Annotated in this window: 15 protein-coding genes; 3 read left to right on the top strand and 12 right to left on the bottom strand. The window is 58.0% G+C overall.

Going from position 1 to position 21,635, the window contains the following annotated elements; genetic code table 11:
- Positions 1–137 precede the first annotated feature (137 nt).
- Entirely contained in the window at positions 138–2,177 is a 2,040-nt protein-coding gene (locus MUN82_RS09920; protein WP_245097107.1) for a glycoside hydrolase family 127 protein, read from the bottom strand.
- Between the two features lie 408 nt (positions 2,178–2,585).
- Between MUN82_RS09920 and MUN82_RS09915 the strand changes: the two genes are divergently transcribed.
- Positions 2,586–3,626 carry a LacI family DNA-binding transcriptional regulator gene (locus MUN82_RS09915; protein WP_262922852.1) on the top strand — a complete coding sequence of 347 codons (1,041 nt, stop codon included), beginning with the start codon at positions 2,586–2,588 and terminating at the stop codon, positions 3,624–3,626.
- A 4-nt stretch (positions 3,627–3,630) separates the two neighbouring features.
- On the opposite strand, the gene MUN82_RS09910 is transcribed toward MUN82_RS09915, so the two are convergent.
- The 7 genes from MUN82_RS09910 to MUN82_RS09880 all read right to left on the bottom strand — a co-directional run bounded on the left by MUN82_RS09910 (position 3,631) and on the right by MUN82_RS09880 (position 15,237).
- A complete protein-coding gene (locus tag MUN82_RS09910) occupies positions 3,631–5,280 on the bottom strand; it encodes a M1 family metallopeptidase (RefSeq protein WP_245097103.1) in 1,650 nt (549 codons plus the stop codon).
- Positions 5,281–5,423: 143 nt separating this feature from the next.
- Positions 5,424–7,793 (bottom strand): glycoside hydrolase family 127 protein, encoded by a 2,370-nt coding sequence (locus MUN82_RS09905; RefSeq protein ID WP_245097102.1) that lies wholly within the window; start codon positions 7,791–7,793, stop codon positions 5,424–5,426.
- Positions 7,794–7,908: 115 nt separating this feature from the next.
- Positions 7,909–10,311 (bottom strand): glycoside hydrolase family 127 protein, encoded by a 2,403-nt coding sequence (locus MUN82_RS09900; protein ID WP_245097100.1) that lies wholly within the window; start codon positions 10,309–10,311, stop codon positions 7,909–7,911.
- Positions 10,312–10,516: 205 nt separating this feature from the next.
- Positions 10,517–11,764: an NAD(P)/FAD-dependent oxidoreductase gene (locus MUN82_RS09895; RefSeq protein ID WP_245097099.1), complete on the bottom strand. Its 1,248-nt coding sequence runs from the start codon at positions 11,762–11,764 to the stop codon at positions 10,517–10,519.
- A gap of 2 nt (positions 11,765–11,766) precedes the next feature.
- A complete protein-coding gene (locus tag MUN82_RS09890; RefSeq protein WP_245097554.1) occupies positions 11,767–12,768 on the bottom strand; it encodes a 4-hydroxyproline epimerase in 1,002 nt (333 codons plus the stop codon).
- Positions 12,769–12,860: 92 nt separating this feature from the next.
- Entirely contained in the window at positions 12,861–14,315 is a 1,455-nt protein-coding gene (locus tag MUN82_RS09885; protein WP_245097097.1) for an aldehyde dehydrogenase (NADP(+)), read from the bottom strand.
- Positions 14,305–15,237: a dihydrodipicolinate synthase family protein gene (locus tag MUN82_RS09880; protein WP_245097552.1), complete on the bottom strand. Its 933-nt coding sequence runs from the start codon at positions 15,235–15,237 to the stop codon at positions 14,305–14,307. Before MUN82_RS09880 ends, MUN82_RS09885 begins: the two co-directional genes overlap by 11 nt.
- Before the next feature lie 133 nt (positions 15,238–15,370).
- On the opposite strand from MUN82_RS09880, the gene MUN82_RS09875 reads away from it, so the two are divergent.
- Both MUN82_RS09875 and MUN82_RS09870 read left to right on the top strand, forming a co-directional pair.
- Positions 15,371–16,255: a helix-turn-helix domain-containing protein gene (locus MUN82_RS09875; protein ID WP_245097095.1), complete on the top strand. Its 885-nt coding sequence runs from the start codon at positions 15,371–15,373 to the stop codon at positions 16,253–16,255.
- A 173-nt stretch (positions 16,256–16,428) separates the two neighbouring features.
- On the top strand, positions 16,429–16,653 hold the full coding sequence (locus MUN82_RS09870; RefSeq protein ID WP_245097093.1) for a hypothetical protein: 225 nt from the start codon (positions 16,429–16,431) through the stop codon (positions 16,651–16,653).
- A gap of 116 nt (positions 16,654–16,769) precedes the next feature.
- Here the strand turns inward: MUN82_RS09870 and MUN82_RS09865 are convergent, their stop codons facing one another.
- The 4 genes from MUN82_RS09865 to MUN82_RS09850 all read right to left on the bottom strand — a co-directional run bounded on the left by MUN82_RS09865 (position 16,770) and on the right by MUN82_RS09850 (position 21,599).
- Entirely contained in the window at positions 16,770–17,231 is a 462-nt protein-coding gene (locus tag MUN82_RS09865) for a DUF4199 family protein (protein WP_245097091.1), read from the bottom strand.
- A gap of 288 nt (positions 17,232–17,519) precedes the next feature.
- On the bottom strand, positions 17,520–17,942 hold the full coding sequence (gene rnk, locus MUN82_RS09860; protein WP_245097089.1) for a nucleoside diphosphate kinase regulator: 423 nt from the start codon (positions 17,940–17,942) through the stop codon (positions 17,520–17,522).
- A 3-nt stretch (positions 17,943–17,945) separates the two neighbouring features.
- The gene (locus MUN82_RS09855; protein ID WP_245097086.1) at positions 17,946–19,496 is read right to left on the bottom strand and encodes an FMN-binding glutamate synthase family protein; all 1,551 of its coding nucleotides are present in this window, start codon (positions 19,494–19,496) and stop codon (positions 17,946–17,948) included.
- Positions 19,497–20,222: 726 nt separating this feature from the next.
- The gene (locus tag MUN82_RS09850) at positions 20,223–21,599 is read right to left on the bottom strand and encodes an ATP-binding protein (protein WP_245097085.1); all 1,377 of its coding nucleotides are present in this window, start codon (positions 21,597–21,599) and stop codon (positions 20,223–20,225) included.
- Positions 21,600–21,635: the final 36 nt, after the last annotated feature.

Genomic DNA, 21,635 nt, shown 5'->3' with positions numbered 1-21,635 from the left:
GAAAGATTAGGTAGAGAGAAGAATGAAATACAAGGCCATAGCCTCCCCGTGAAACGCACAATCGATTGTGCGTTCAGAAGATACCGGTATGCGCGAATGGGTAGATACTTAAGGCTTTACGTTAGCGCCTATCTGTATTATTTATTGATGACTGCTTCAGTAACAGGTTGACTGATAATGTCAACATCGGTGACGCGTTGGGGAAACCAAACGGTCATCTCGCCTTTGCCGCGGTTGGCCCAGGCGTAATAGGGAATGGCTGTGAGAGTCTGTTGCTCGGTACGAATGGAGTTGTTGGCCGCATCTACTTTCACAGCGGGTACCGTAGCGGTCAACTCCATCACGCCGTTCAGCACGTCGGGTTTGTAAGAAGCAGCGAAGGTGGTTGCAGGAGGCACAATAAGGTTGCTGGTTTTGCCCGCATTGTCCTTCCACTCAGCGCAGTATATAACTGGGCCGCGCTGCAAGGCCACCTTATCCAGGTCGTCCTTCACCTTCGGGTTAGCCATTACTTGGCGCACTTCCATGGGTAGGGTTACTTCTACCACATCGTTTTTGCGCCACTTTTTAGCTAAGACAGCATAACCGTTCTGCACAGAATAGGCCACCGGTTTGCCGTTGATCTTGATGCCTACCTTCTCCTGCGAAGGCGCTGCAAACGTGTACAGATCCGACGGCATGGCCTCGTTGCGGGCCCACCCCGGAATGCGTACCAACAGGTTGAAATCGGTGGTAGCAGCGGGATTCACGGTAAATTTCAGCCCACCATCCCATGGGTAATTGTTCTGCTGCGTGAGTTGTACTTTCTTCTTATTGATGAGCAAGTCGGTCTGGCCACTCACAAATAGGTTCACGTACAGGTTGTTGCCCTTTTGAGCGTACACGTAGCCGGGTAGCGAGGGAAACAGGCGGGCTAAGTTGGTAGGGCAGCACGAGCAATCAAACCAGCCAGCGCGTTCCGGCTCCGTCTGCGCGAAGCTTGCGCTGTTCTTGATCTGCATAGCGTTGGAGTAGAAGAAGGATTTGCCATCCAGCCCTACCCCCGACAGAAGCCCATTGTAGAGCACCTTCTCCATGATGTCGGCATATTTGGAATCGCCGTGCAGCTGAAACATGCGCTGGTTCCAGTAAATGTCAGCCACGGAGGCGCAGGTTTCGTTGTAAGCCGTCGTGTTCGGTAACTCGTAGTTGCCTCCGAACCGCTCGCCGCCGGGTACGGCACCCGTACCGCCGGTTACGTAGAACTTCTTGGCTACCATGTTGTTCCAAATACTGTCGACCGAGGCCAGCATCCGCTTATCGCCAGTGAGAGCAGCTACATCGGCCATAGCCGAGTAGAGGTATTCGGCGCGCACCGCGTGGCCGATGGCTTCGCGCTGGTCGTACACTGACTCGTGGTCTTGCCAGTAGGAGCCGTTTTTCCACACGTCTTTGCTCTTCGGGTCGTATCCTTTATACTGCCCCCTGGCTTCCAGGAAAAACTTAGCAGTGTTCAAGTACTCGGGTTTGCCGGTCACGCGGTAGAGCTTCACGAGGCCCATTTCTACAATCTCGTGGCCGGGGGCTACGCTGCGCTTACCAGGACCGAAAACCGAGCACACCAAGTCAGCGTTCTTGAGGGCGATGTTGAGCAGGTTTTTCTTGCCAGTAGCTTGGTAATGAGCCACAGCCGCTTCGTAGAGGTGGCCCGAGTTATAGAGCTCGTGACTAAGCTCACGCTCTTTTTCCCAGCGTTCTTTGCCCGCCCAAGCGTGGGGGTGGGCCGGATCGATGGTGCGAGCTGTATAGAGGTAGCCGTCAGGTTCTTGCGCAGCAGCTACTTTCGCAACCAGGGCATCCACGTAGGCATTTAGCTCTTCATCCGGGTACAAACTCATAGAGTACGAAGCACCTTCGATGGTCTTGTAAATGTCGGTGTCGTCGAAGGGGAAAGTAGTGGCGAACTTGCCCTGCTTGGCCGCTGCCATTTCAAAGTTCTTCACCCGGTTGGTGGCTTCACAGCGCTGAAACGACGCCGGGATAGTCACATCGGTGTTGGTCTTAAGGCGTGGTAGCCAAAAGTTGTCTGTCAGCTTAACTTTTGTGAACGACACCGCCTGGATGGGATAATCGGTGTGCTGCGCCAGCGCGGCGGTGGTTAAGCCTAATGCTAGGGTGGTAAGGACGAGCTTACTCATGCATGCAAAAGCGAAAAAATGAGAAATAACGTGGGTGCCTGCTACACGGGACAGTGTGCGGGATGCGAGCGGAGCAGATAGGACAGGAACAGGAGCCGCTAGACTGAAAAGGCGGTGGTCAACTGGTGAGGTCTTGTACAAACATATCGTTTAATAATACATTGCGCAAACGTTTGAGCAAAAAAATTAGAAATCGTTTGCAATAGGTGGTTTGCGTAACCGCTGAGGAAGACAATCGATTGATAACAAAAGGGTTGTTGAAGGTATTTTGCCAGCTGGCAAAAAGGCGTCATGGTAATAACAGACTCTGCTCGTCAATGCTAGGCTAACTGAATATTACTTAGGTTTACTCACGGAGATGTTCTTGTATGGTCTTCTACTAAAGGTATACCTATAGCTACTTGGATTGTGAGGAAAGAGAGAGAGACAAAACCAACTTCTATAACAGACTTGGCTAAACAGCTAGGTTTATCAGCATCTGGTGTTTCGCGGGCGTTGAATAACGATCCACGCATTAGTGCAGCCACCAAGCAACGGGTACAAGAGCTGGCCCAGCAGATGAACTATCAGCCAAACCACCTAGCGGCCGGACTGCGCAAAGGCAAAAGCAAACTGCTAGGAGTTATTGTACCCTTTATCGATGGACGGTTTTTTGCCGCTGTTATCAAGGGAATTGAGCTGGCAGCTAGCCAGGCAGGCTTTAATATTATCATCTGTCAATCGAACGAGGAGGTAGGGCACGAGCGGCAGAACATTGAAACGCTGCTGAGCGCCCAGGTGGAAGGTGTTTTGGTATCCTTGTCGCGCACCACGCACGATTTTGCGCATTTCGAGAAGGTGCAGCAGCGCGGGATTCCGCTAGTATTTTTCGATAGGATTCTGCTGGGAACCGAGGTTAATGCCGTGTTGCTTGATGATTACGCGGGGGGCTTTCTTTCCACTGAGCATCTGATTGAACAGGGTTGTCGACGAATTGGACACTTTGCTGGTCCGCAGCACCTAGGTATCTATAAGAACCGCCGCCAAGGCTACCTCGATGCACTCCAAAAACACGGACTACCTGCGCTGGACAACTTAATTGTGTATTGCAACACCATGACGGTAGATACGGGTAGGCAGGCCATGCAACAGTTATTGCGACTACCGGAGCGCCCCGATGCTGTTTTTTCCTCCAGCGATGCTGCCGTTGCTGGGGCGCTGCAAGTGGTAGAGGAGCATGGCCTGCAAGTGCCAGAAGATGTAGCGTTGACCGGCTTCAGCAATGAAATGTTCACTTCTCTCACCAAGCCCATGCTAACATCCGTCGACCAACGGTGCGAGCAGATGGGGGAAGCCGCCGTACAGCTGTTCTTGCAACTACGTCAGGAGAAGAAGGGTAGCGCTACCCAGCACCACGTGGTGCTGGAGCCTGAGCTACGCGTGCGGGCTTCCTCCTTGCGTAGAGGCTAGGCCCTCAGTCGACCAGCACCCCGATATAGTAATTGAAGGTGTCGACTTCCAGATTATCTTTGGTGAGGCCGGCAATTCCCAGGGGCTTAAAGGCGGTAGTCGGCGTGACGAAGCGGTATTCGCCGCCCTTCTGCCGCACCCGCACGGGCATGGAGAAACCGGGCACATCGGCCACCCACCTACCCAGGGCCTCGCCATTCTCGAAGCGCACTTCCAGGGTAGGGATGTTGGGGTGGCGCAGGTACTGGGCGTAGATTTTGGTGAAATCCTGCCCGCTCTGTTGGCTGATGTAGTCAATTACCTGCGTGCCGTCGACGGTTTGGTGGTAGAAGGTTTTGTTGAGCCCACGCAGAATCTGGCGCCATTTCTCGTCGTCGTTGATGATGGTGCGCGTCATGTTCAGCAGGTTGCCACCCTTGGGGTACATGTCGCCGGAGCCTTTATTGTTGAGGTTGAACTCGCCGATGATGGGTCCATCGTTGGTGATGCCGAGACGGGTGCCGTGCACGTATTCTTGGCCGGCTTGTTTACCAAACTGGCTTTCCACAAACAAGCTTTCGGAGTAGTTGGTGAAGCTCTCGTGCACCCACATGTCAGCGAGGTCTTTACTCGTGATGTTGTTACCAAACCACTCGTGTCCGCTTTCGTGGATAATGATAAAGTCCCACTTCGAGCCCCAGCCCGTGCCCGATAAGTCCCGGCCCCGGTAGCCGTTGCCGAAGCTGTTGCCGTAAGCCACGGCGCTCTGGTGCTCCATACCCAGGTGCGGCGACTCGATCAGCTTATACCCATCTTGGTAAAAAGGGTAGGGACCGAACCAATGCTCCATTGACTTGAGCATGGGCTCCACGTTGGCGGTAAACTGCTTTTTGGCCTTCTCTACGTTTTCCGGCAGCACCCAGTAATCGAGCGTGAGTTTGCCGTTTTCGCCTTGGTAGGTGTCGCCGAAATGCTGATAGTCGCCCACGTTCAGGGCCACGCAGTAGTTGTTGATAGGGCTAGCCACAAACCAATCGAAGCGCGTGTCGCCGCCTTTCAGCTTGGTGGTTTTGCGCAGTCGCCCGTTGGATACGTCTTGCAAACCCTTCGGCACCGTCACGCTAATGAGCATGCTGTCGACCTCGTCGGCTTGGTGGTCTTTGGTGGGCCACCAGATGCTCGCCCCTATGCCCTGGCAGGCCGACACCACCCACGGCTTGCCTTGCTTGTCCTGGCTGTACACAAGGCCACCGTCCCAGGGCGCGCGCTTGGCTTCGGTGGGGTTACCAGAGTACTGCACCGTAAACTCGTCCTGCGTGCCCTTGCGAATGGGCTGCGGAAACGTGACGAACACGGCATTGGCCTCGCGCGTGAACGGCACTGATTTTCCCTTGTACAGCACCTTGTCCACAGCGAGGTTGGCAAACAGATCGAACTGCAGCCAGTTGAAGTCCTCTGTGGCCGTGAAGCGGAACAGGTTGGAACCGCTGATGTACTTGCGCGCCGGATCGAGTTTCACGTCAAGGTGATAGTAGTGCAGGTCGTAGCAGGTGCGTAGGGACGTGAGGGCGCCGCGCAAGGTGTCGGCCCGCGTGAAGGTGAGCGGAGCGGGCGTTTGGGCGGCAGCCTTGCCCAGTATTCCGACGCAAGCCAACAGGAGGAGAGTCTTTTTCAAGGATATAAATTGATTTAAGATTGCTGGTGGAACCTCACCCCCGGCCCCTCTCCTCGGGGAGGGGGGTGCGTTCAACGATTCCACTACCTAGGTCGTCTGGCACCCCTCTCCCCGAGGAGAGGGGCCGGGGGTGAGGTCCTCGTTTACTGCCGCACGTTACGGATGCCGTACACGGGGCCGGCGCTGTTGTTTTGTTTGGCTTGGAAAGTCACTTTCACTTGCTGCTTGCCTTTGGTCAACGCGGGCGGAATGGCATACGAGACGTCGTAGAAGCGGCTTTCCTTGTACTTGTTGAGGTCTTCGGTGGCAATCTTTTCGCCATCAACCAGCACATCGAACACGCGGCCGCGGTTGTCCATGCCCCAGTAGGTGAGCATCAACGTATTAAGCGTGTTGGGGGATACTTTCAGGGTGAAGGCCATGTTGCCGCCTTCGTTTACCATGCGCCACTTGCGGCCGTGCTCCTCGCCGGTTTCGGCTTTCTCCGTGATGGTAAATAGGTGGTCGCGCTCGGGCTGCATTTCGCCCACGCGCAACACGTCCACGGTGCGGGCTTCTAGCTCCTGCTGCTGCTTGCGGGCGGCTTCGTACACGCGCTGCTGGGTGGCCCACTTTTCGGGCGTAAATACGTCCCAGTACACGGTGTAGTACTCGTCGCCGGTTTGGTTGAAGGGCATCAGCGGTACATCGTGGGGGGTACCTAGGCCAGCAGTTTGGAAACGGAGCTTAGTCGCATCGGTAGTTTTCACCCACTGGTTGGGGTTGGGGTTGGCCGTCACGAGCACGGGCACGCCGGTTACGGGCTCGGGTTCGGTGTTGCCGAGTACCCCGGCCAGCAGCGTGGGGCCGTAGAACAGGGCGCGTCGGTCGGGATTGTCGGGCAGGGCTTCGGTGTAGAAGTCGGCAGGTAGGGTCAGTTCTACTCGGTCATTGTCTTTCCACTTGCGGTCGAGCACCAGGTAGCCTTCCGCATCGGGCGCTACTGCTACGGCTTTGCCGTTCACGCGCACCTGCGGGTTCTTAGTCCACTTGGGCTGGCGCAGGCGCAGCTTGAAGGCGCGGGGCTTGGTGGCGGTGAGCGTAAACGTCACCTGGTCGTTGGCTGGCAACTGGCTTTCTTGGCGCAGCGTCAGTCCTTTCTCCTTCCAAGCTAGCTCCGAAGGGATGAACAAGTTGACGTACAAGCTGCCATCGGTGCCCTGGAGGTAGATGTTCTCGGCGTACTTCACGTGGTTTTCCATGCCCGAGCCCACGCAGCACGTGAAGGTGTTGAACTCGTCGCTGTAGGTCTTGCGGCCACCCATGCGCAAAGGCACGAAGTAGGTTGTCATGCCAGTAGCGTGGTTCTGCGAGGCTAGGATGTGGTTGTACAGGCCCTTCTCGTAGTAGTCCATCAGCTTGGCCGAGGGCTGCTGGGCAAACAAATGCTGAGTGAGTTTCAGCATGTTATAGGTGTTGCAGGTCTCAGTGGTGTTCTCGCTGAGCTTGTCGTTGAGCTTGCGCGGCTCGCCTAGGTATTCGTAGTTGCTGTTGCCACCGGTGGCGTAGGAGTGGTTATCGGTTACCGTTTTCCAAAAGAAATCCGCAATAGCAGCGTCTTTCTGGTCGCCGGTTAGCTCGTAGCGGCGGGCGCTGGCAATGGCCTTCGGAATCTGGGTGTTGGAGTGCTTGCCGGGCAGAATATCGGTGCGGGCAGCCAGCGGATCGAGGATTTTCTTGTCGTAGAAGCGGTAGGAGAGGTCGAGGTATTTCTTGTCGCCGCTCAGGGCGTAGGTGTTGGCTAGCGTTTCTGCCATGCCACCGTACTCGCACACCATCATTTCCTGCATCTTGGCTTCGTCGAGGCCTTTGATGGTATTGCCGGTCCAATCGGCTAGGCCCTGGTTGACGGTCAGGGCCGTTTTGTTGTCGCAGTATAGGTAAGCGTCGAGCAAACCAGCCATGATCTTGTGCACCGTGTACCACGGCGACCAAGCTCCGTTTAGGTCGAAGCCGCGGGAGCGAATGTTGCCGCTGGCCACCTCCGCCCACAGCTTGTCTTCGTTCGGAATAGCACCTACGTATCCCGTTTTGCGCGCCTTCTGGCACTCGTCCAGCTGCGCTACAATGTAATCCACGCGCTGCTTAAACTCCGGTTTACCAGTAGAAGCATAGCCCAGCGCGCACGCCGACAAGTAATGCCCCAGTGTATGCCCCGCCAACCCCGACGACTCCCAGCCGCCATAGCGCTTGCCCTTGGCCGTCAGTCCGCTATGCTCCCGAAAGTCGGCCAGCAACCGATCAGGCTCAATCTTCAGCAGGTACGTCACATCAGCTTGCTCTGCCTGCTTGAACGGCCCATCGAGTAGCTTTACCTGAGCTAGGTCGAAAGCGTAAGCTTTCACGGGTACTTTGGGCTGCACCTTCATCCGTTTGTCGGCGGGCGTGGGCAGGTACGTTTGGGCTAATGAGGTAGTACTCAGCAAGCCAAGCAACGCGGGTACAAGACAGGAGCGTTTTAGTAACTGGTTCATGGGGTAGTGGGGTGGGGTAAGGAGAGCGGCTGATAAAAGCTAGGCTGCACACGGGTGCAGGCTGCAAGACCATGATATGGGGTTGATTAATAAGCGGGTCCTTTTTGCTTATTACTTACTTCACCATCCATTCGTGAATGCCGGTGGCGTTGTCGGCAGGGAGCTGTACTTCTAGCTTGAGGGCGGTGGTGCGCACCGGCTCAAACTGCACGGTGTTGTATTGGTCTTTGGCAATGGCGTAAGGCGTCGTGTTTTTCACCGGCACCCACTGTCCATCTTTCTGATAATACACTTTGTAGCTGGCCGGAATGCGGCACCCGCCCCACGGCCCATCATCAAACCAATACACTTTCGACTCAGACACGGTGGCGGGTTCGGCAAAGTCGTATTGCACAAACTCGGTCGTGTTTTTCTTGGGCCACCAATGCAGATAAGGGTAGTTGGCGTCTTTCGAGTCGATGGGGTCGTACTGGTCGGCGAGAGCCTTGAGGGTCTTGGCGCTTTTCAGCGACGAGCTAGCTTTGCTGCGTGAGGCAATGGTCGGGGCCGGCTGGGGTTTGGAGGCCGAGGCTTCGTAGGGCACCCACACCGTCATGTCGCTGGGGCCGCGGTTGGCCCAGGCGTAGTACGGAATGGCTTTCACCGTTTGGGGGCTGGTCAGGAGCTCAGCGGAGTTGAGCTGGCGGCGTGAGCTGCTGCCGGCGGCCGTTAGCACGTTAATGCCGTTGAGCAGGTTGTCTTGGTAGGCGACTTCCACCGGCGCCTTCTGATCCACGACGATGTTCTGCACCAAGCCGTTGGCGTTGTCGGGGCCTTCGAGGCAGTACACCACCGGCCCGCGCTGCAGGGCAAACTTGCCTTGGTCGTCTTTTACTTGGGCATTAGCCACCACCTTTTTGGTGGTCATTGGCAGGGCTAGGGTCACATGGTCGCCCTTCTGCCAGCGCCGCTTCAGCACTGCGTAGCCGTGGTCGAGGGTGTACTGCACCGGCTTGCCATTGATGCTTAGCGTGATGGGTTGGGGCGCGGCGTCCATGAACTTGTACAAGTTGCCGGGCGTGGGTTGCTGTTGCGCCCAACCGGGAATGCGCACGCGCAAGGCAAACTCCTGGCGCTTCTGCGGGTTCACAGCTAGGTCGATCTGGCCGTCCCAGGGGTAATTGGTTTTCTGCTCGATGCTGACCTTGCCCGAGGGCAACTGCACGTCGCTGGTGCTGGTCATGAACAGGTTCACGTATAGGTTATCCGCGTTTTGGGCGTACACGTAGCCTGGCACCGAAGCCATAAAGCGCGTCATGTTGGAAATGCAGCAAGCACACGCAAACCAAGAACCGCGCTGGTGCTGGCCCATCGAAGCCAGCGGATTGGGGTAGAAGAAATGGTCGCCGCTTAATGACACGCCCGCAATCAGACCGTTGTAGAGGGTGCGCTCTAGCACATCGATGTATTTGGCGTCGCCGTGCAGCAAAAACATGCGATTATTCCAGTACACGTTGGCAATGGACGCGCACGTTTCGGCGTAGGCCGACATGTTAGGCAACTCAAACGACTTCCCAAACGCCTCACCATTGCCGGTCGCGCCGATGCCGCCTGTGATGTAGAGCTTGTGGTTCACCACGTCTTCCCAAATGGCGTCGATGGCTTTCAGGTAGCTAGGGTCGCCGGTGAGGGCGGCCACGTCGGCCATGGCCGAGTACATGTAGGTGGCCCGCACGGCGTGGCCTACGGCCGCATCTTGGTCGACCACGCGTTTGGCGGCCTGGTTGTAGTCGTTGCCTTTAGGGCCACGCACATCCAGGAAAAACTTAGCTAGGTCGAGGTACTGCTGCTTGCCCGTGACGCGGTAGAGCTTGGCTAGCCCAATTTCGACCACTTGGTGGCCGGGGTACACTTCTACTTTGCCAGGGCCGAAGTCGTGCACCAGCAGGTCGGCGTTTTTCAGGGCAATATCAAGCAGGGTTCTTTTGCCCGTGGCTTGGTAATGCGCCACTGCGGCTTCGTACAGGTGCCCTGCATTATAAAGCTCGTGGCTCAAATCTTCCTCCTTCTCCCAGCGCTTCGTCCCGATCCACTCGTGGGGCTTAGCAGTTTTCACCGTGCGGAAGGTATAGAGGTAGCCATCCGGCTCCTGCGCCTTGCCAATCAAGGTAATCAGCGAATCGACGTAGGCCTCCATGCGCGGGTTTTTCTTCACCTGCATGGCGTACGAAGCTCCTTCAATCACCTTGTACACGTCGGTGTCGTCGAAGGGAAACTGCGTGAGCTTGTCGCCCGGCAGCTCGCCCGCCGCCCGCCGGAAGTTGTCGAGGTGGCCATCCTGCCGACATTGCTGCATGGTGTGCGGAATGGTCACGTCGGCGTTGGTCTGCATCTTCGGCGCCCAAAACTGATCGTGCACGTGCACCTGCGTGAAGGCGACCGGCTGAATCGGGTAGTCGCGCGGCGGCGCTACCTTCTGCGCACTGGCAGCACTCGCCAGACCTAGGAACAGTAAGCTGAAAGTGAAAGATGGGCGCATGGCAGGGTGGGTAGGAGGGTGGGGTGGGGTGGGGTGGGGTGGGGTGGGGTGGATCGACCTAAGGTCAAAACTGAACGTCATGCTGAGCTTGCCGAAGCATCTCTACCGCTTCGTTGAGCTAGGCATCAGGATTACCACTGCGGTAGAGATGCTTCGACAAGCTCAGCATGACGTTCTTAAAATAGATGCACTATTAATAGGCAACCTAGCTGTACCGATCCGGCGAAAAGGCGTCGATGACCATGCTGGTTTTCTGGTGGCGCAGCTGCTCGGCCAGAAGCTTGCCGGTGCCAGGGGCTAGGCTGATGCCCATCATGCTATGGCCGGTGCCGAAGAGCACGTTCTGCCACTTCTCCGTCTTGCCGATGTAGGGTAGGCCGTCAGGTGAGCAGGGGCGCAGGCCGCTCCACACCGTTTCGGGCTGGGGCATTGTGGGCGAGAAATCAGAGTAGTAGCGCTGAATCGACTCGAAAATGCCCTGCACCCGCTTGCTGTTGATGCTGTGGTCGGTGCCCGTAATTTCCATAGTGCCACCGAAGCGCACCTCGTTGCCGAAGGGCGTGACAGCTACCTTTTGCTCGGTGAGGATGGCGGGAATGCGAATGGCGGGCTGGTTGGTTTGCATGAAGCTGTAGCCTTTGCCCGACAGCAGCGGCAGCCGCAGACCTAGCTCCTTGGCAATCGTGGCCGACCACGCCCCGGCGCAGATGATGAGCTGGTCGCAGGCAAACTCGCCCTGATTGGTGACGATCTGCGTGACCGTGTTGCCGGTGGCCACGAAGCGTTGCACTGCGGCGCGAGGTACCAGCCGCACGCCGCGGGCTTGCAAGTGCTTTTTGAGAAAATCGTAGAGGCGGGCAGGGTCGAGGTGAGCGTCGCCGGTGAAGTGCACGGCCCCGCGCACGTCGAGGTTGGTGTCGGGTTCCAAAGCCCGCACTTCATCGCGCGACAACACGTTGGCTTCGATGCCGACCGTGTTGGAAAGCTGCGCCATTTCCACTTCCTCGTGCTCCACGGCGGCCGTTTTGTAGAGCATCAGCAGGCCTTTTTCCTCCAGGCCTAGCTTGGCTTCGGGGTGCTGCTGAGCTAGGTCGAAGTACAGACTTTTGCTGAGCAGACTCAGGTTTTTGAGGTAGGGGATGCTGCGGTCGACGTGCTTGGGCGTGGCGGCGCGGTAGAAAAGCAGGCACCACTCCAGCAAGCGCCGGTCGAGGCGGGGGTGAATGTAGAAGGGGCTTTTGGCCGAGAACATCCACTTGATGCCTTTGCCAATCATGCCCGGCGAGGCCAGCGGCACGAAGTGGCTGGGCACGATCATGCCCGCGTTGCCGGTGGAGCAGCCCTGGGCTAGGTCGCCTTGATCGAGCACGGTCACGCCGAAGCCGGCTTCCTCCAGGTAATAGGCCGTGAATAAGCCGATGATGCCGCCCCCGACAATTACTACGTTGCTCATACCTAGAGAACTTGAAAACCGTGAACGTAAGGATCTTCGTCGTCGAAGAAGATGGTGTTGTGCCCCGTAATGATGGCCCACCCCTCGATGCCGGGCCGGATAGCTGGCCGTCCCGCCACGGTGGTTTCCTCCTCAATGGTGCCTTTGAAGATGGACCCAATGATGCTTTCGTGGATGAACTCCTGCCCCGGCTTGAGCTTGCCCTTGGCGTACCACTGCGCCATGCGCGCCGAGGTGCCCGTGCCGCACGGCGACCGGTCGATGGCCTTGTCGCCGTAGAACACCGCGTTGCGGGCCGTAGAGCTAGGGTCGAGCGGGTCGCCCGCCCACAGAATGTGCGACAAACCCTGAATGGTTGGGTTTTCGGGGTGTACGAAGGTGTACTGCTCGTTGAGGAGCTGGCGCAGCACCCGGCTCCAGCTGATGAGCTTGTCGGCCGGATAGGCTTGTAGGCCCTGGAAGTTTTCTTGTGGGTCGACGATGGCGTAGAAGTTGCCGCCGTAGGCCACATCTACCCGCAACGGACCTAGCTCCGGGCACTCCACGGCTAGGTTTTCGGAGTCGAGGTAAGCCGGGATATTCGTCAGCTTCACCGACTTAATTTTCTGGCCTTCCTGGCGGTACGAAACCAGCACCAAACCGGCTGGTGTTTCGAGGCGCAGTTGGCCGGGCACTTTGGGCGTAATCAGTCCCTCTTCCAACGCAATGGTCACGGTGCCGATGGTGCCGTGGCCGCACATGGGCAGGCAGCCGCTGGTCTCGATGTAGAGCACGGCTACGTCGTTGGCGGGGTCTTGGGGCGGGTACAGGATGCTGCCCGACATCATGTCGTGGCCGCGGGGCTCAAACATCAGCCCCTTTCGAATCCAGTCGTACTCGCGCAGGAAGTGCTGGCGCTTCTCACTCATGTTGGCGCCGTGCAACTCCGGACCGCCGCCCGCTACCAGGCGCACCGGATTGCCGCAGGTGTGGGCATCAATGCAGAAAAATGTTTTACGGGCCATAAAGTGGCTAATGGTGTAGCGCGGACTTTGTAGTCCGCGCTTGTCAAATCGTACTTTCACGTGCGGCTTATAAAGTCCGCGCTACAGCTAGGCTAAAGGCTGCGCTGCGTTACTTCCCCATCGATCATCCGCCAGATACCCGTCGGATTCTCGTCGCGCAACTCTGGCGGCAGCAGCTCCGATGGCGCCGATTGGAACGTGACCGGCCGAGCAAAGCGCTTGATGGCGTAGGAGCCCACCGAGGTGCTGCGTGGGTCCGTGGTGGCTGGAAACGGACCACCGTGGGTCATGGCGTGGCTGACCTCCACGCCCGTGGGCACGCCAGCAAACAGCAGGCGCCCGCACTTCTCGCGGAGTACATCGGCCACAGGCTCGGCTTGGGCTAGCTCGGCGGGAGTGCCCCACAGCGTGCAGGTGAGCTGGCCGTGCAAGGCGTTGGCGGCGGCTAGTAATTCGGTTTCGTCTTGGTAAGTGACTACCAAGATGAACGGGCCAAATACCTCTTCCTGCAAAGCGGCATTCTGCACCCATTGCTTGGCCGTGGTGCGGGCTAGGCCTGCGCGGCCTTCCAGTGTGTGCGTTTTGGGCTGCACCAAGGTGTGCACGTTGGCGTGCTGGAGCAGGGTAGAAAGGTTCTGGTAGTAGTTGTCGGCAATGCCTTCGTGCAGCATTTCGGCGGCGGTGGCGCTGCTCAAGGCTTCACCCAGGCTATCCACAAAGGCTTCGGCGGCCTCACCCGCGGGCACAAACACCAAGCCCGGACACGTGCAAAACTGCCCTGAACCGAGCAGCACCGATTGCGCCGCTTGCTGCGCTAGGGTAACTGGGTCAGAAGCTAGCTTTTCTGGTAAGACGAACAGCGGATTGACGCTGCCCATTTCGGCGTACACCGGAATAGGCACTTTGCGCTGCACGGCTAGGTCGAAGAGGGCCTTGCCCGCGCCGTAAGAGCCCGTAAAGGCCACGGCTTTTACGGCAGGATGCTGCACTAATTCAGCGCCTACTTGCGCGCCGCCTTCTACGTGCTGAAACACCGCCGCTGGCAGGTTACATTGCTGCGCTGCCTGGGCAATAGCACCCGCCACCAGCGCCGACGTGCGGGGGTGGGCCGGGTGCGCCTTATACACTACCGTACAACCAGCCGCTAGTGCGGAAGCCGTATCACCACCTGCTGTTGAGAAGGCTAGAGGGAAGTTGCTGGCGCCGAACACCGCCACTGGCCCTAGCGGCAGCAGTAGCCGACGCATATCAGGGCGGGGGAGGGGTTGGCGGTCGGGTAGGGCCGTGTCGATGGTGGCTTCGGCCCAGTAGCCATTCTCCACTAAGTCGGCAAACAGGCGCAGCTGACCTAGGGTGCGGCCCCGCTCGCCGGTGAGGCGGGCCAGGGGCAAGTGGCTTTCGGTGCTGACCGTGCGCAGCAACTCGTCGCCGAGCGCCTCAATGGCTGTGGCAATGGCGCGCAGAAACGCGGCTCGCTCCGCGCCGGTAGTTTTCTTATAAATGGCAAAAGCGGCCGAGGCTTCGGCCAAAAGCGCATTAAACGGCATGGACGGCGGCGGGAGTAGCGGTGAACGTAGGCAGCGTGGGGCGGGTATCGATGCCGTGCTGAATTAGGGCCGTAACTCGCTCCCGTTCTTCGCCTATTAGGGTCAGGCGCGGGGCGCGCACGTACTCGGTGCCGATACCGGTCATTTGCTCGGCTAGCTTGATGTACTGCACCAGCTTGGCGTGAATGTCGAGCTCCAGCAGGGGCAAGAACCACCGATAGATGGTGCGGGCTTCCTCGATGCGGCCTTCTTGCACCAAGCGGTAAATGGCCACTGTTTCTTCCGGGAAGGCGCACACCAGGCCAGCCACCCAGCCGTGGGCGCCCATGAGTAACGCTTCTAAAGCTAGGGTGTCAACGCCGCCTAGGATGCGCATCCGGTCGCCGTAGCGGGTTGCCATACGCGTCACGTTCGATACGTCGCGGGTCGATTCTTTCACGGCCTCCACGTTCGGGCACGCGTCGAGCAGCTTGTCGAAGATTTCGAGCGTAACGTAGGTTTTGTAGTCAACGGGGTTGTTGTAGATCATGATCGGCAACTCCGTGCTCTGCGCCACCGACGTGAAGTAGGCGAGGGTTTCGCGGGGGTCGGTGGGGTAGCGCATGGCGGGCAGCAGCATCAGGCCCGCGGCACCTAGGTCCTCGGCTTCTTGCGCCCGCAGGATGGCTTCTTGGGTAGAGCCTTCGGCAATGTTCATGACCACGGGCACGCGGCCTGCCACGTAGTCGATGGTGCGCTTGGTCAGTTCGTACTTCTCTTCCGAGCGCAGGACGCTCGATTCGCCGAGGGTGCCGCCCAGAATAATGCCGTGCACGCCTGCGGCGAGCTGGGCATCAAGGTTCTTATAAAACGTGTCGAAATCCAGGCTGCCGTCCTGATGAAATTTCGTCGTAACTGCCGGGAATACGCCTTGCCAGTTGATCATGGTTGTAGTTGCTTTTCTACAAAGCTACCTAGGCCTGCAAGCGAAGTCCCGTACTGAATTAGTAAGAAATGATGCTATATTGATAATATTACGGAAATATGCCCGGTATCCGATTAATATAGTATTGCCAATGAAGGTCATCTCGTTTAAGATACCGAAGTCGAACAAGGACTTTATCCGCTATCAAGTCGACGACCAGCCTTACTTCTACGACAAGCTGCACCAGCACCCTGAAATCCAGCTGAGCTATGTGCTCGAAGGGGAGGGCAAACTGATTGGGGGCGACTATATCGGCCTGTTCCGGCCCGGCGACTTGTTCCTGCTCGGCCACGATGTGCCCCACGTTTTTCGCAGCCATAAGGAGTATTACGACGAGCACAATGGCCTTCGCAGCCACGCCATAGCCGTATTCTTCGACCACCGCGTGTTCACCAGCGGCTTTTACAGTATCGAGGAGCTGCAAGGCGTCCGCAAGTTTTTTGAGCAGCTCACGGGTTGCTACCGCGTGCAGGATGCTGCCCGCGAGGCCATTGCCCGGCACATGCTAGCCCTGCCGCAGACGAGCAACTTAGAGCGGGTGCTAGTCGTGCTCCAGATTGTGCAGCAGCTCATGCGGCCCGGCGCGCTCGAGTGCCTGAACGTGACTGACCAGATGCACAACCTCAATGAGCGTGAAGGCAAGCGCATGGAGCAGGTGCTGCACTTTCTGATGGAGCAAAGCCACCGCGCTATTTCACTGGAGGAGGTAGCCTCGATAGCCAATATGAGCCGGGAAGCATTTTGCCGCTTCTTCAAGGAGCGCACCCGCAAAACCTACGTGCATTACCTCAACGAGCTGCGCGTCACCAACGTCTGCCAGCTGCTTCTGCACACCGATCAGACGATTGCCGGGGTGGCCTACGCCTGCGGGTTTGCCAACCTCTCGCACTTCAACCGCGTGTTTTTCAACATTATGGGCAAAACGCCGCGCGAATATCGAGAAGGTAGCAACGAATCTCTCGGTGGCGGAAAGTAGTATTCACAAGCTGGGGCCTACGTTTGGCATCCTAGCCGATGAGTACTGAGCGATTACCGTATATGCCCGGGAACGGTCCAACATGACGCAGCAGGAAAAACCGGACAGAATCAGCTGGAGACTGAGGTAGTCGAGTAAAAAACAGACAGCGCGAAGTCTTACCTTCCACTGCCATGCCTGCTAAATTACAAGCCCAAGCGCTGGCCAGCTATAGCCGGCCGGGTAACCCTTATGATAACGCGCAGGCCGAAGCCGACTGGAGTACGCTCAAAACCGAACTGCTGCCACACGGCGGCGCGTTTGCCAGCTTGGGTCGCCTATTACCTCGACACCTACTTCAAACTCGACCGACACTACTCCGCCCTAGGCTGCTGCTCGCCCTACCAGTTCGAACGTGACTTTCAAATCAGTATATCTTAGCGCTCCGTCCGTTTTTACTGGACAACCCTATTATTTAGGATGATATTCAAAGCGAAGAGGGTAGGGGTAGCAGGCTACATTTACTCGTTGCCACCTAGTCACGGTGGCTGCTGGCAGGGGTACCGTACAACATCAGCAGGATATAGCCGGTCAGGCTGCCGATGAGCGTGCCGAGCAGCATGATGGCTCCAGCCAGCGCAAGAGGACCAAGACGCGCATTAAAATACAATTCGTGTTCTAAATCCTGCTGATAGGCTGGATGCAGAAAGATGGCGTAAATAAATAAGAAGACCGCGAAGAGCACCGATCCTACTAAGCCAACAAAAAAACCAAGCCCTAACCCTAGCAGGGAAGGAGTCGGGTCACTTGTCTCCGCTTTAAAAGCCCGAACAGCCAAAAAGACAGCTACCACCGTGAATATGTGGCTACCCAAACGTACTAGCTGACTTACGTGTAGCTCCAGTGCGTAGCACATTAAGAAGTAGAAGCACATCAATGCGAAAGCAAAGGTGCCATATAGAATACCTAATCGGGAAACTGAGACGTTGGTGGTCATGTAGCGCTCGGAAATGAAATGGAAGAAGATTTATGGGCTTAACTGAAAAATGGGATGGCCGAAACGAACACGCCAGGTCGTTACGGGTTATTCTGGTTGCCTGCGTCGGTGATAGTTTGCTTGGTGCTAATTCGTCGAGCTTACCTATTTATTACAGGTCCTACATGTCAACCCTTTTGCCTGCGGGTAGGGTCAGTTTAAGGGGGCACGACTGCTAGTGCAAAGAGCAATAGTAAAGCCGTTGGGTCCCGTTCATCACTATCCGCGGCTTCAGGTAAAAAGTACGTCTTAGCTAACCCAGTCGCCAGCGGCTTCCGGTTGGTGCAATATTGCCTCAACCCAGTACTTCGCCTCCCCGTTGGGAACCGGCCAGACGACTGTGTCGCCTACGCGGCAGCCAAGTACCGCCGTGGCTACTGGCGCTAGGATGGATATTTTCCGGCTTTTCATGTCAGCGTACTTGGGATATACCAGGGTAATTTCCAGTTCGGCATTGCTGCGCATGTCGCGCAGCTTCACCCGCGAGTTCATGGTGATGACGTCGGGCAGTACGTCGTAGGAGTTTACCAATTGAGCGCGCTTCAACTCGTGGCTGAGCGCTTCCACCCGCTCGTTGCCGTGGGCGTGGCGCTCTAGCTGCACGAGTTGCTGCAGTCGGTCGTGGTCGGGCTTGGTGATGTAAATCGGACGGACTTGTTGGGAGGTTCGCATGGCTTAAGAGAGTTGAGCGTGAGGAAGCGGCGCGGGCGCCCCCGCCGCCGTGGGGCGGTAGATGTCGTGGAAGCTCAGGGCGCGGAAGGCGTCCACGCGGCGAAACACCTTGTCGGGGCTGATGTCGGCCAGGGTACGGAATCCGCAGGCGGCCATCAACTCGACGGTGGCCTTGATGGTGTTGCGATGGAAGTTTGCTACCCGCACCCGCTTGTCCGTGACATCCAGACCCTGGTAAAGGCTTTTCTCCTGGGTAGCAATACCCACCGGGCAGTGGCCTGAGTCACACTTAAGGGCCTGAATGCACCCCAGCGCGAACATCATGCCCCGGGCGCTGTAGCAGGCATCGGCCCCCAGCGCCACGGCCTTTACAATGTCGACGCCGGTAATAATTTTGCCGGCGGCGAGCAAACGAATATCCTCGCGCAGACCGTAGCGCAGGAGCTGGCCGTGTACGAAGACCAGTGCATCGTAGAGCGGCATGCCCAGGCTGTCGGCAAACTCCAGCGGCGCAGCGCCAGTCCCGCCCTCTGCCCCGTCAATGGTGATAAAGTCGGGACGTAGGTGCGTGGTCTGCATCTGCCGGCATAGGTCCTCAAATTCGGCGGTGTTGCCCAAGCACAACTTCAGACCCACGGGCTTGCCCCCGGATAGCTCGCGCAGCTTTTCGACGAACACCAGCAGGCTGAACGCGTCGTGGAAGGCCGAGTGCCCCGGTGGCGATTCCACCGTGGTGTAGGGCATCACGCGGCGGATGGCGGCTACTTCGGGCGTATTTTTGGCCGCGGGTAGAATACCACCGTGTCCCGGCTTGGCACCCTGGGAAAGCTTGATCTCTATCATCCGAACCTGGTCTTGCGCGGCCTGCTCCTGAAACAGCATTTCGCTGAAGCGGCCCTGCTCGTCGCGGCAGCTGAAGTACCCCGTGCCGATCTGCCAGATCAAATCGCCGCCGGCCAGGTGGTAGGGGCTGATACCGCCTTCGCCGGTATTATGGGCGAAGCCGCCGAGCTGGGCCCCACCGTTGAGTGCGGCAATAGCTGTCTGGCTAAGGGCTCCGTAGCTCATCGCGGAGATGTTGAAGATGCTGGCCGAGTAGGGCTGGCGGCAGCGCGCCCCGCCGATGCGCACGCGCAAATCCTGGTCGCGCACGGTTACTGGGAACAGGGCGTGGGCAATCCACTCGTAGCCTATCTGCTGGCTGTCGGCGAGCATGCCGAAGGGCACGGTTTCGCGCACGTCCTTGGCTCGCTGGTACACAATGGAGCGCTGCCGCCGGTTGAAGGGCTTACCGTCCAGATCAGATTCGAAGAAGTACTGGCGCAGGTCGGGGCGGATGCTCTCCAGCAGGTAGCGCAACGTGCCTAGCAGCGGGTAGTTGCGCAGCAGCGTATGCTCGCGCTGACGCACCTGCTGCCCGTACAACAGCAGCAGGGGCCCGAGCAGCAGCAGTGCCCACCATAGATGGGGCTGAAACCAGCCCGCCACAGCGACTAGTATACAGGAGGTGAGAAGTAATATGGCCACGGTGTGCCGCACGCTGAGTCTGTGCATCAGTGTAGGAGAGAATTGGGAAATCACAAAGGGCTAGTCAACCCCTTTGTGGTGCTGGGGACAGGCCAGTGAATGCCGTTCGGCTTGGCGTCGCTGGCGTAAGGCCGCCAGATCATCAGTCCATGAACAAGTTTCTACTCCTGCCCCTGGCGCATGCATTGCGGTAGACCAGCTTCGTGATGCCCCAGTTTGTGTAGCGCTTGGGGCTTTCCGGCCGCGGTAGGAACGCGTTGAGAAATGGGGCGAGTGAGCATCGCGAAGGTGGTCGACTGCAACGGGGAGGAGTACAATTCCAATATGCCCCGCTGACTTAAGAATCAGATGAGAAGCAAATGAGAAATGATGAGAAAGGCTACCTCAGCTTCCGCACTCTTGTAGAGCTGATTAAGGTAGCGTACTGAGGTCTCGCTTATAGTCTGGGCAAGGCAGTGATTATTGCCGGCCCAGGCAACGCGCCGCTTTATCATTCATTAGGTAAAGTCGTAGGAGACCGTGGACCAGGACAGAATGTCCATCGGCACGTCGCGCCATACGCACATATGTAGCTGGAAAGTGTCGATATCTACTGCCGCTCGCGGTGATTACCTGCTCGTGCGCTGCACGACAGCACCATTACCAGCTTCGCCCAGTGGGGCGCCGTTGAATCTAGCCCTACTACTTCTGCCTCATCTTCAAATAGTCAGTTCAACTTAAAAGCTTCTTGGATTACCGCCCTTGTTCAGTCTCTTACAGGGGTGCGGCCGGTAGCCATATGATGGCAGTCGTGCCCTGTCCCTGCGTCGAAACAAGCTCCAGGCGCCCACCATGGCGCTGCACCACGCGCTGGGACAGGGGTAAGCCCAGGCCATAGCCGGGCCGCCCTACGGCGCCGGTGGCGCGGTACAACGGCTCGTATATCTGGCGCAGCTCATCGGGCGAGAGGCCGGGGCCAGAGTCTCGCACTTGTACGCGTAGGGTGTGGGCGTCACTGTAGGCTAGCTCTGTGAGCACGGGGCCAGCCGAGTACTTACCGGCGTTGTCGAGCAGGTTGAGGAGCGCGGCCGTAAGCAACTCCGCGTTGCCGGGGGCCATGAACAGGTCCGCCTCCGTATCGGTCGGAAAGGCTCCAAAGCTGAGCCGGAACTCGCGGCCGGGGTACTTGGTGCGGACAAATTCCAGGGCCTGATTCAGGCACTCATCCAGCCGCACGAGCGTAAAGGCGGGCAAGGCACCATCGGCTTTGGCCAGATTCAGCAGCCCATTGGTCAGCGCGCTCAGGTGGCGGGTTGCCTCTAGGCTGCGCGCCAAGCTCTGCCGGGCGGCGGGTAAGGTTTCGTCGTAGGCCAAGGCCGTTTCCAGGGTGCCCGTCAGCGTGGTGAGCGGGGTACGCAGCTCGTGTGAGGCGTGCGACAGAAAGCTGCTCTGGGCGGCAAAGGCCTGCTCCAGACCCGCTAACATGGTGTTGAACACCTGCGCCAGCTGGGCCAGCTCATCACGGTTGTTGCCTTCGGGCAGGCGGTGGCCTAGATTGGTGACGGAGATGCGTCGGGCCTGTTGCGTGAGGCGTGCCACCGGGCGTAGGGCGGCACTGGCAAACAACCAGCCCGCGCCCACAGCCAACAGCAGGGCCCCGACGTTGAGGCCCCCCAGCAGCCACCCTAGCTGTCGTACCTGCGTCCAGCCCAGCTGATCTTCGGCCGATACGAACACGCGGTATACACCCTGCGGCTGCGCCAGGGCCAGCCCCACGGTTTCACGGCGGTCCGATGAGGGGTATATCACCACCTGCCCAGGCTGCAGTGAGTCCAGCCCAGCGCGGCTGCGTACTGGGGTACCGGAGCCGCTGCTACTGTAGCGCAGCCTGCGGTCAGGGCCATAAATACTGATCTGTTCTTGGGGTAGCGTCAGTAAATCATTGAGGCGCAGACGGCTGACCTGGTCCGGGGCCTCCTGGTGTGTACGTGCCAGTAGCCGGCCAGCAATAGTAGCGCTGTGGGTCAGCCGCTGCGCGAAGCGCTGCGCCCGTACCTGGGTGTTTGCGTAGTAGAGAAGAGCCGAAAAACCCAGCTGAATGCCCAGTACGAGCAACACAACGTGTGTTATCAGCTTTTGGCGAATCAGCATACCGGATGGGGGACTAAAGCAGCTAACGAAATCAGC

Origin of the sequence: Hymenobacter aerilatus (assembly GCF_022921095.1) — a bacterium.
Classification (GTDB): Bacteria; Bacteroidota; Bacteroidia; order Cytophagales; family Hymenobacteraceae; genus Hymenobacter; species Hymenobacter aerilatus.
Note: the sequence above shows the minus strand (reverse complement) of the source record. Positions and strands in the feature narration are given on the sequence as shown.

Bases quoted from the DNA above. Each gene is read 5' to 3' on its own strand.
- MUN82_RS09920 (WP_245097107.1), bottom strand. From the start codon at position 2,177: ATGAGTAAGCTCGTCCTTACCACCCTAGCATTAGGCTTAACCACCGCC.
- MUN82_RS09905 (WP_245097102.1), bottom strand. From the start codon at position 7,793: ATGAACCAGTTACTAAAACGCTCCTGTCTTGTACCCGCGTTGCTTGGC.
- MUN82_RS09900 (WP_245097100.1), bottom strand. From the start codon at position 10,311: ATGCGCCCATCTTTCACTTTCAGCTTACTGTTCCTAGGTCTGGCGAGT.
- MUN82_RS09895 (WP_245097099.1), bottom strand. From the start codon at position 11,764: ATGAGCAACGTAGTAATTGTCGGGGGCGGCATCATCGGCTTATTCACG.
- MUN82_RS09890 (WP_245097554.1), bottom strand. From the start codon at position 12,768: ATGGCCCGTAAAACATTTTTCTGCATTGATGCCCACACCTGCGGCAAT.
- MUN82_RS09885 (WP_245097097.1), bottom strand. From the start codon at position 14,315: ATGCCGTTTAATGCGCTTTTGGCCGAAGCCTCGGCCGCTTTTGCCATT.
- MUN82_RS09875 (WP_245097095.1), top strand. From the start codon at position 15,371: ATGAAGGTCATCTCGTTTAAGATACCGAAGTCGAACAAGGACTTTATC.
- MUN82_RS09870 (WP_245097093.1), top strand. From the start codon at position 16,429: ATGCCTGCTAAATTACAAGCCCAAGCGCTGGCCAGCTATAGCCGGCCG.
- MUN82_RS09865 (WP_245097091.1), bottom strand. From the start codon at position 17,231: ATGACCACCAACGTCTCAGTTTCCCGATTAGGTATTCTATATGGCACC.
- rnk (WP_245097089.1), bottom strand. From the start codon at position 17,942: ATGCGAACCTCCCAACAAGTCCGTCCGATTTACATCACCAAGCCCGAC.
- MUN82_RS09855 (WP_245097086.1), bottom strand. From the start codon at position 19,496: ATGCACAGACTCAGCGTGCGGCACACCGTGGCCATATTACTTCTCACC.
- MUN82_RS09850 (WP_245097085.1), bottom strand. From the start codon at position 21,599: ATGCTGATTCGCCAAAAGCTGATAACACACGTTGTGTTGCTCGTACTG.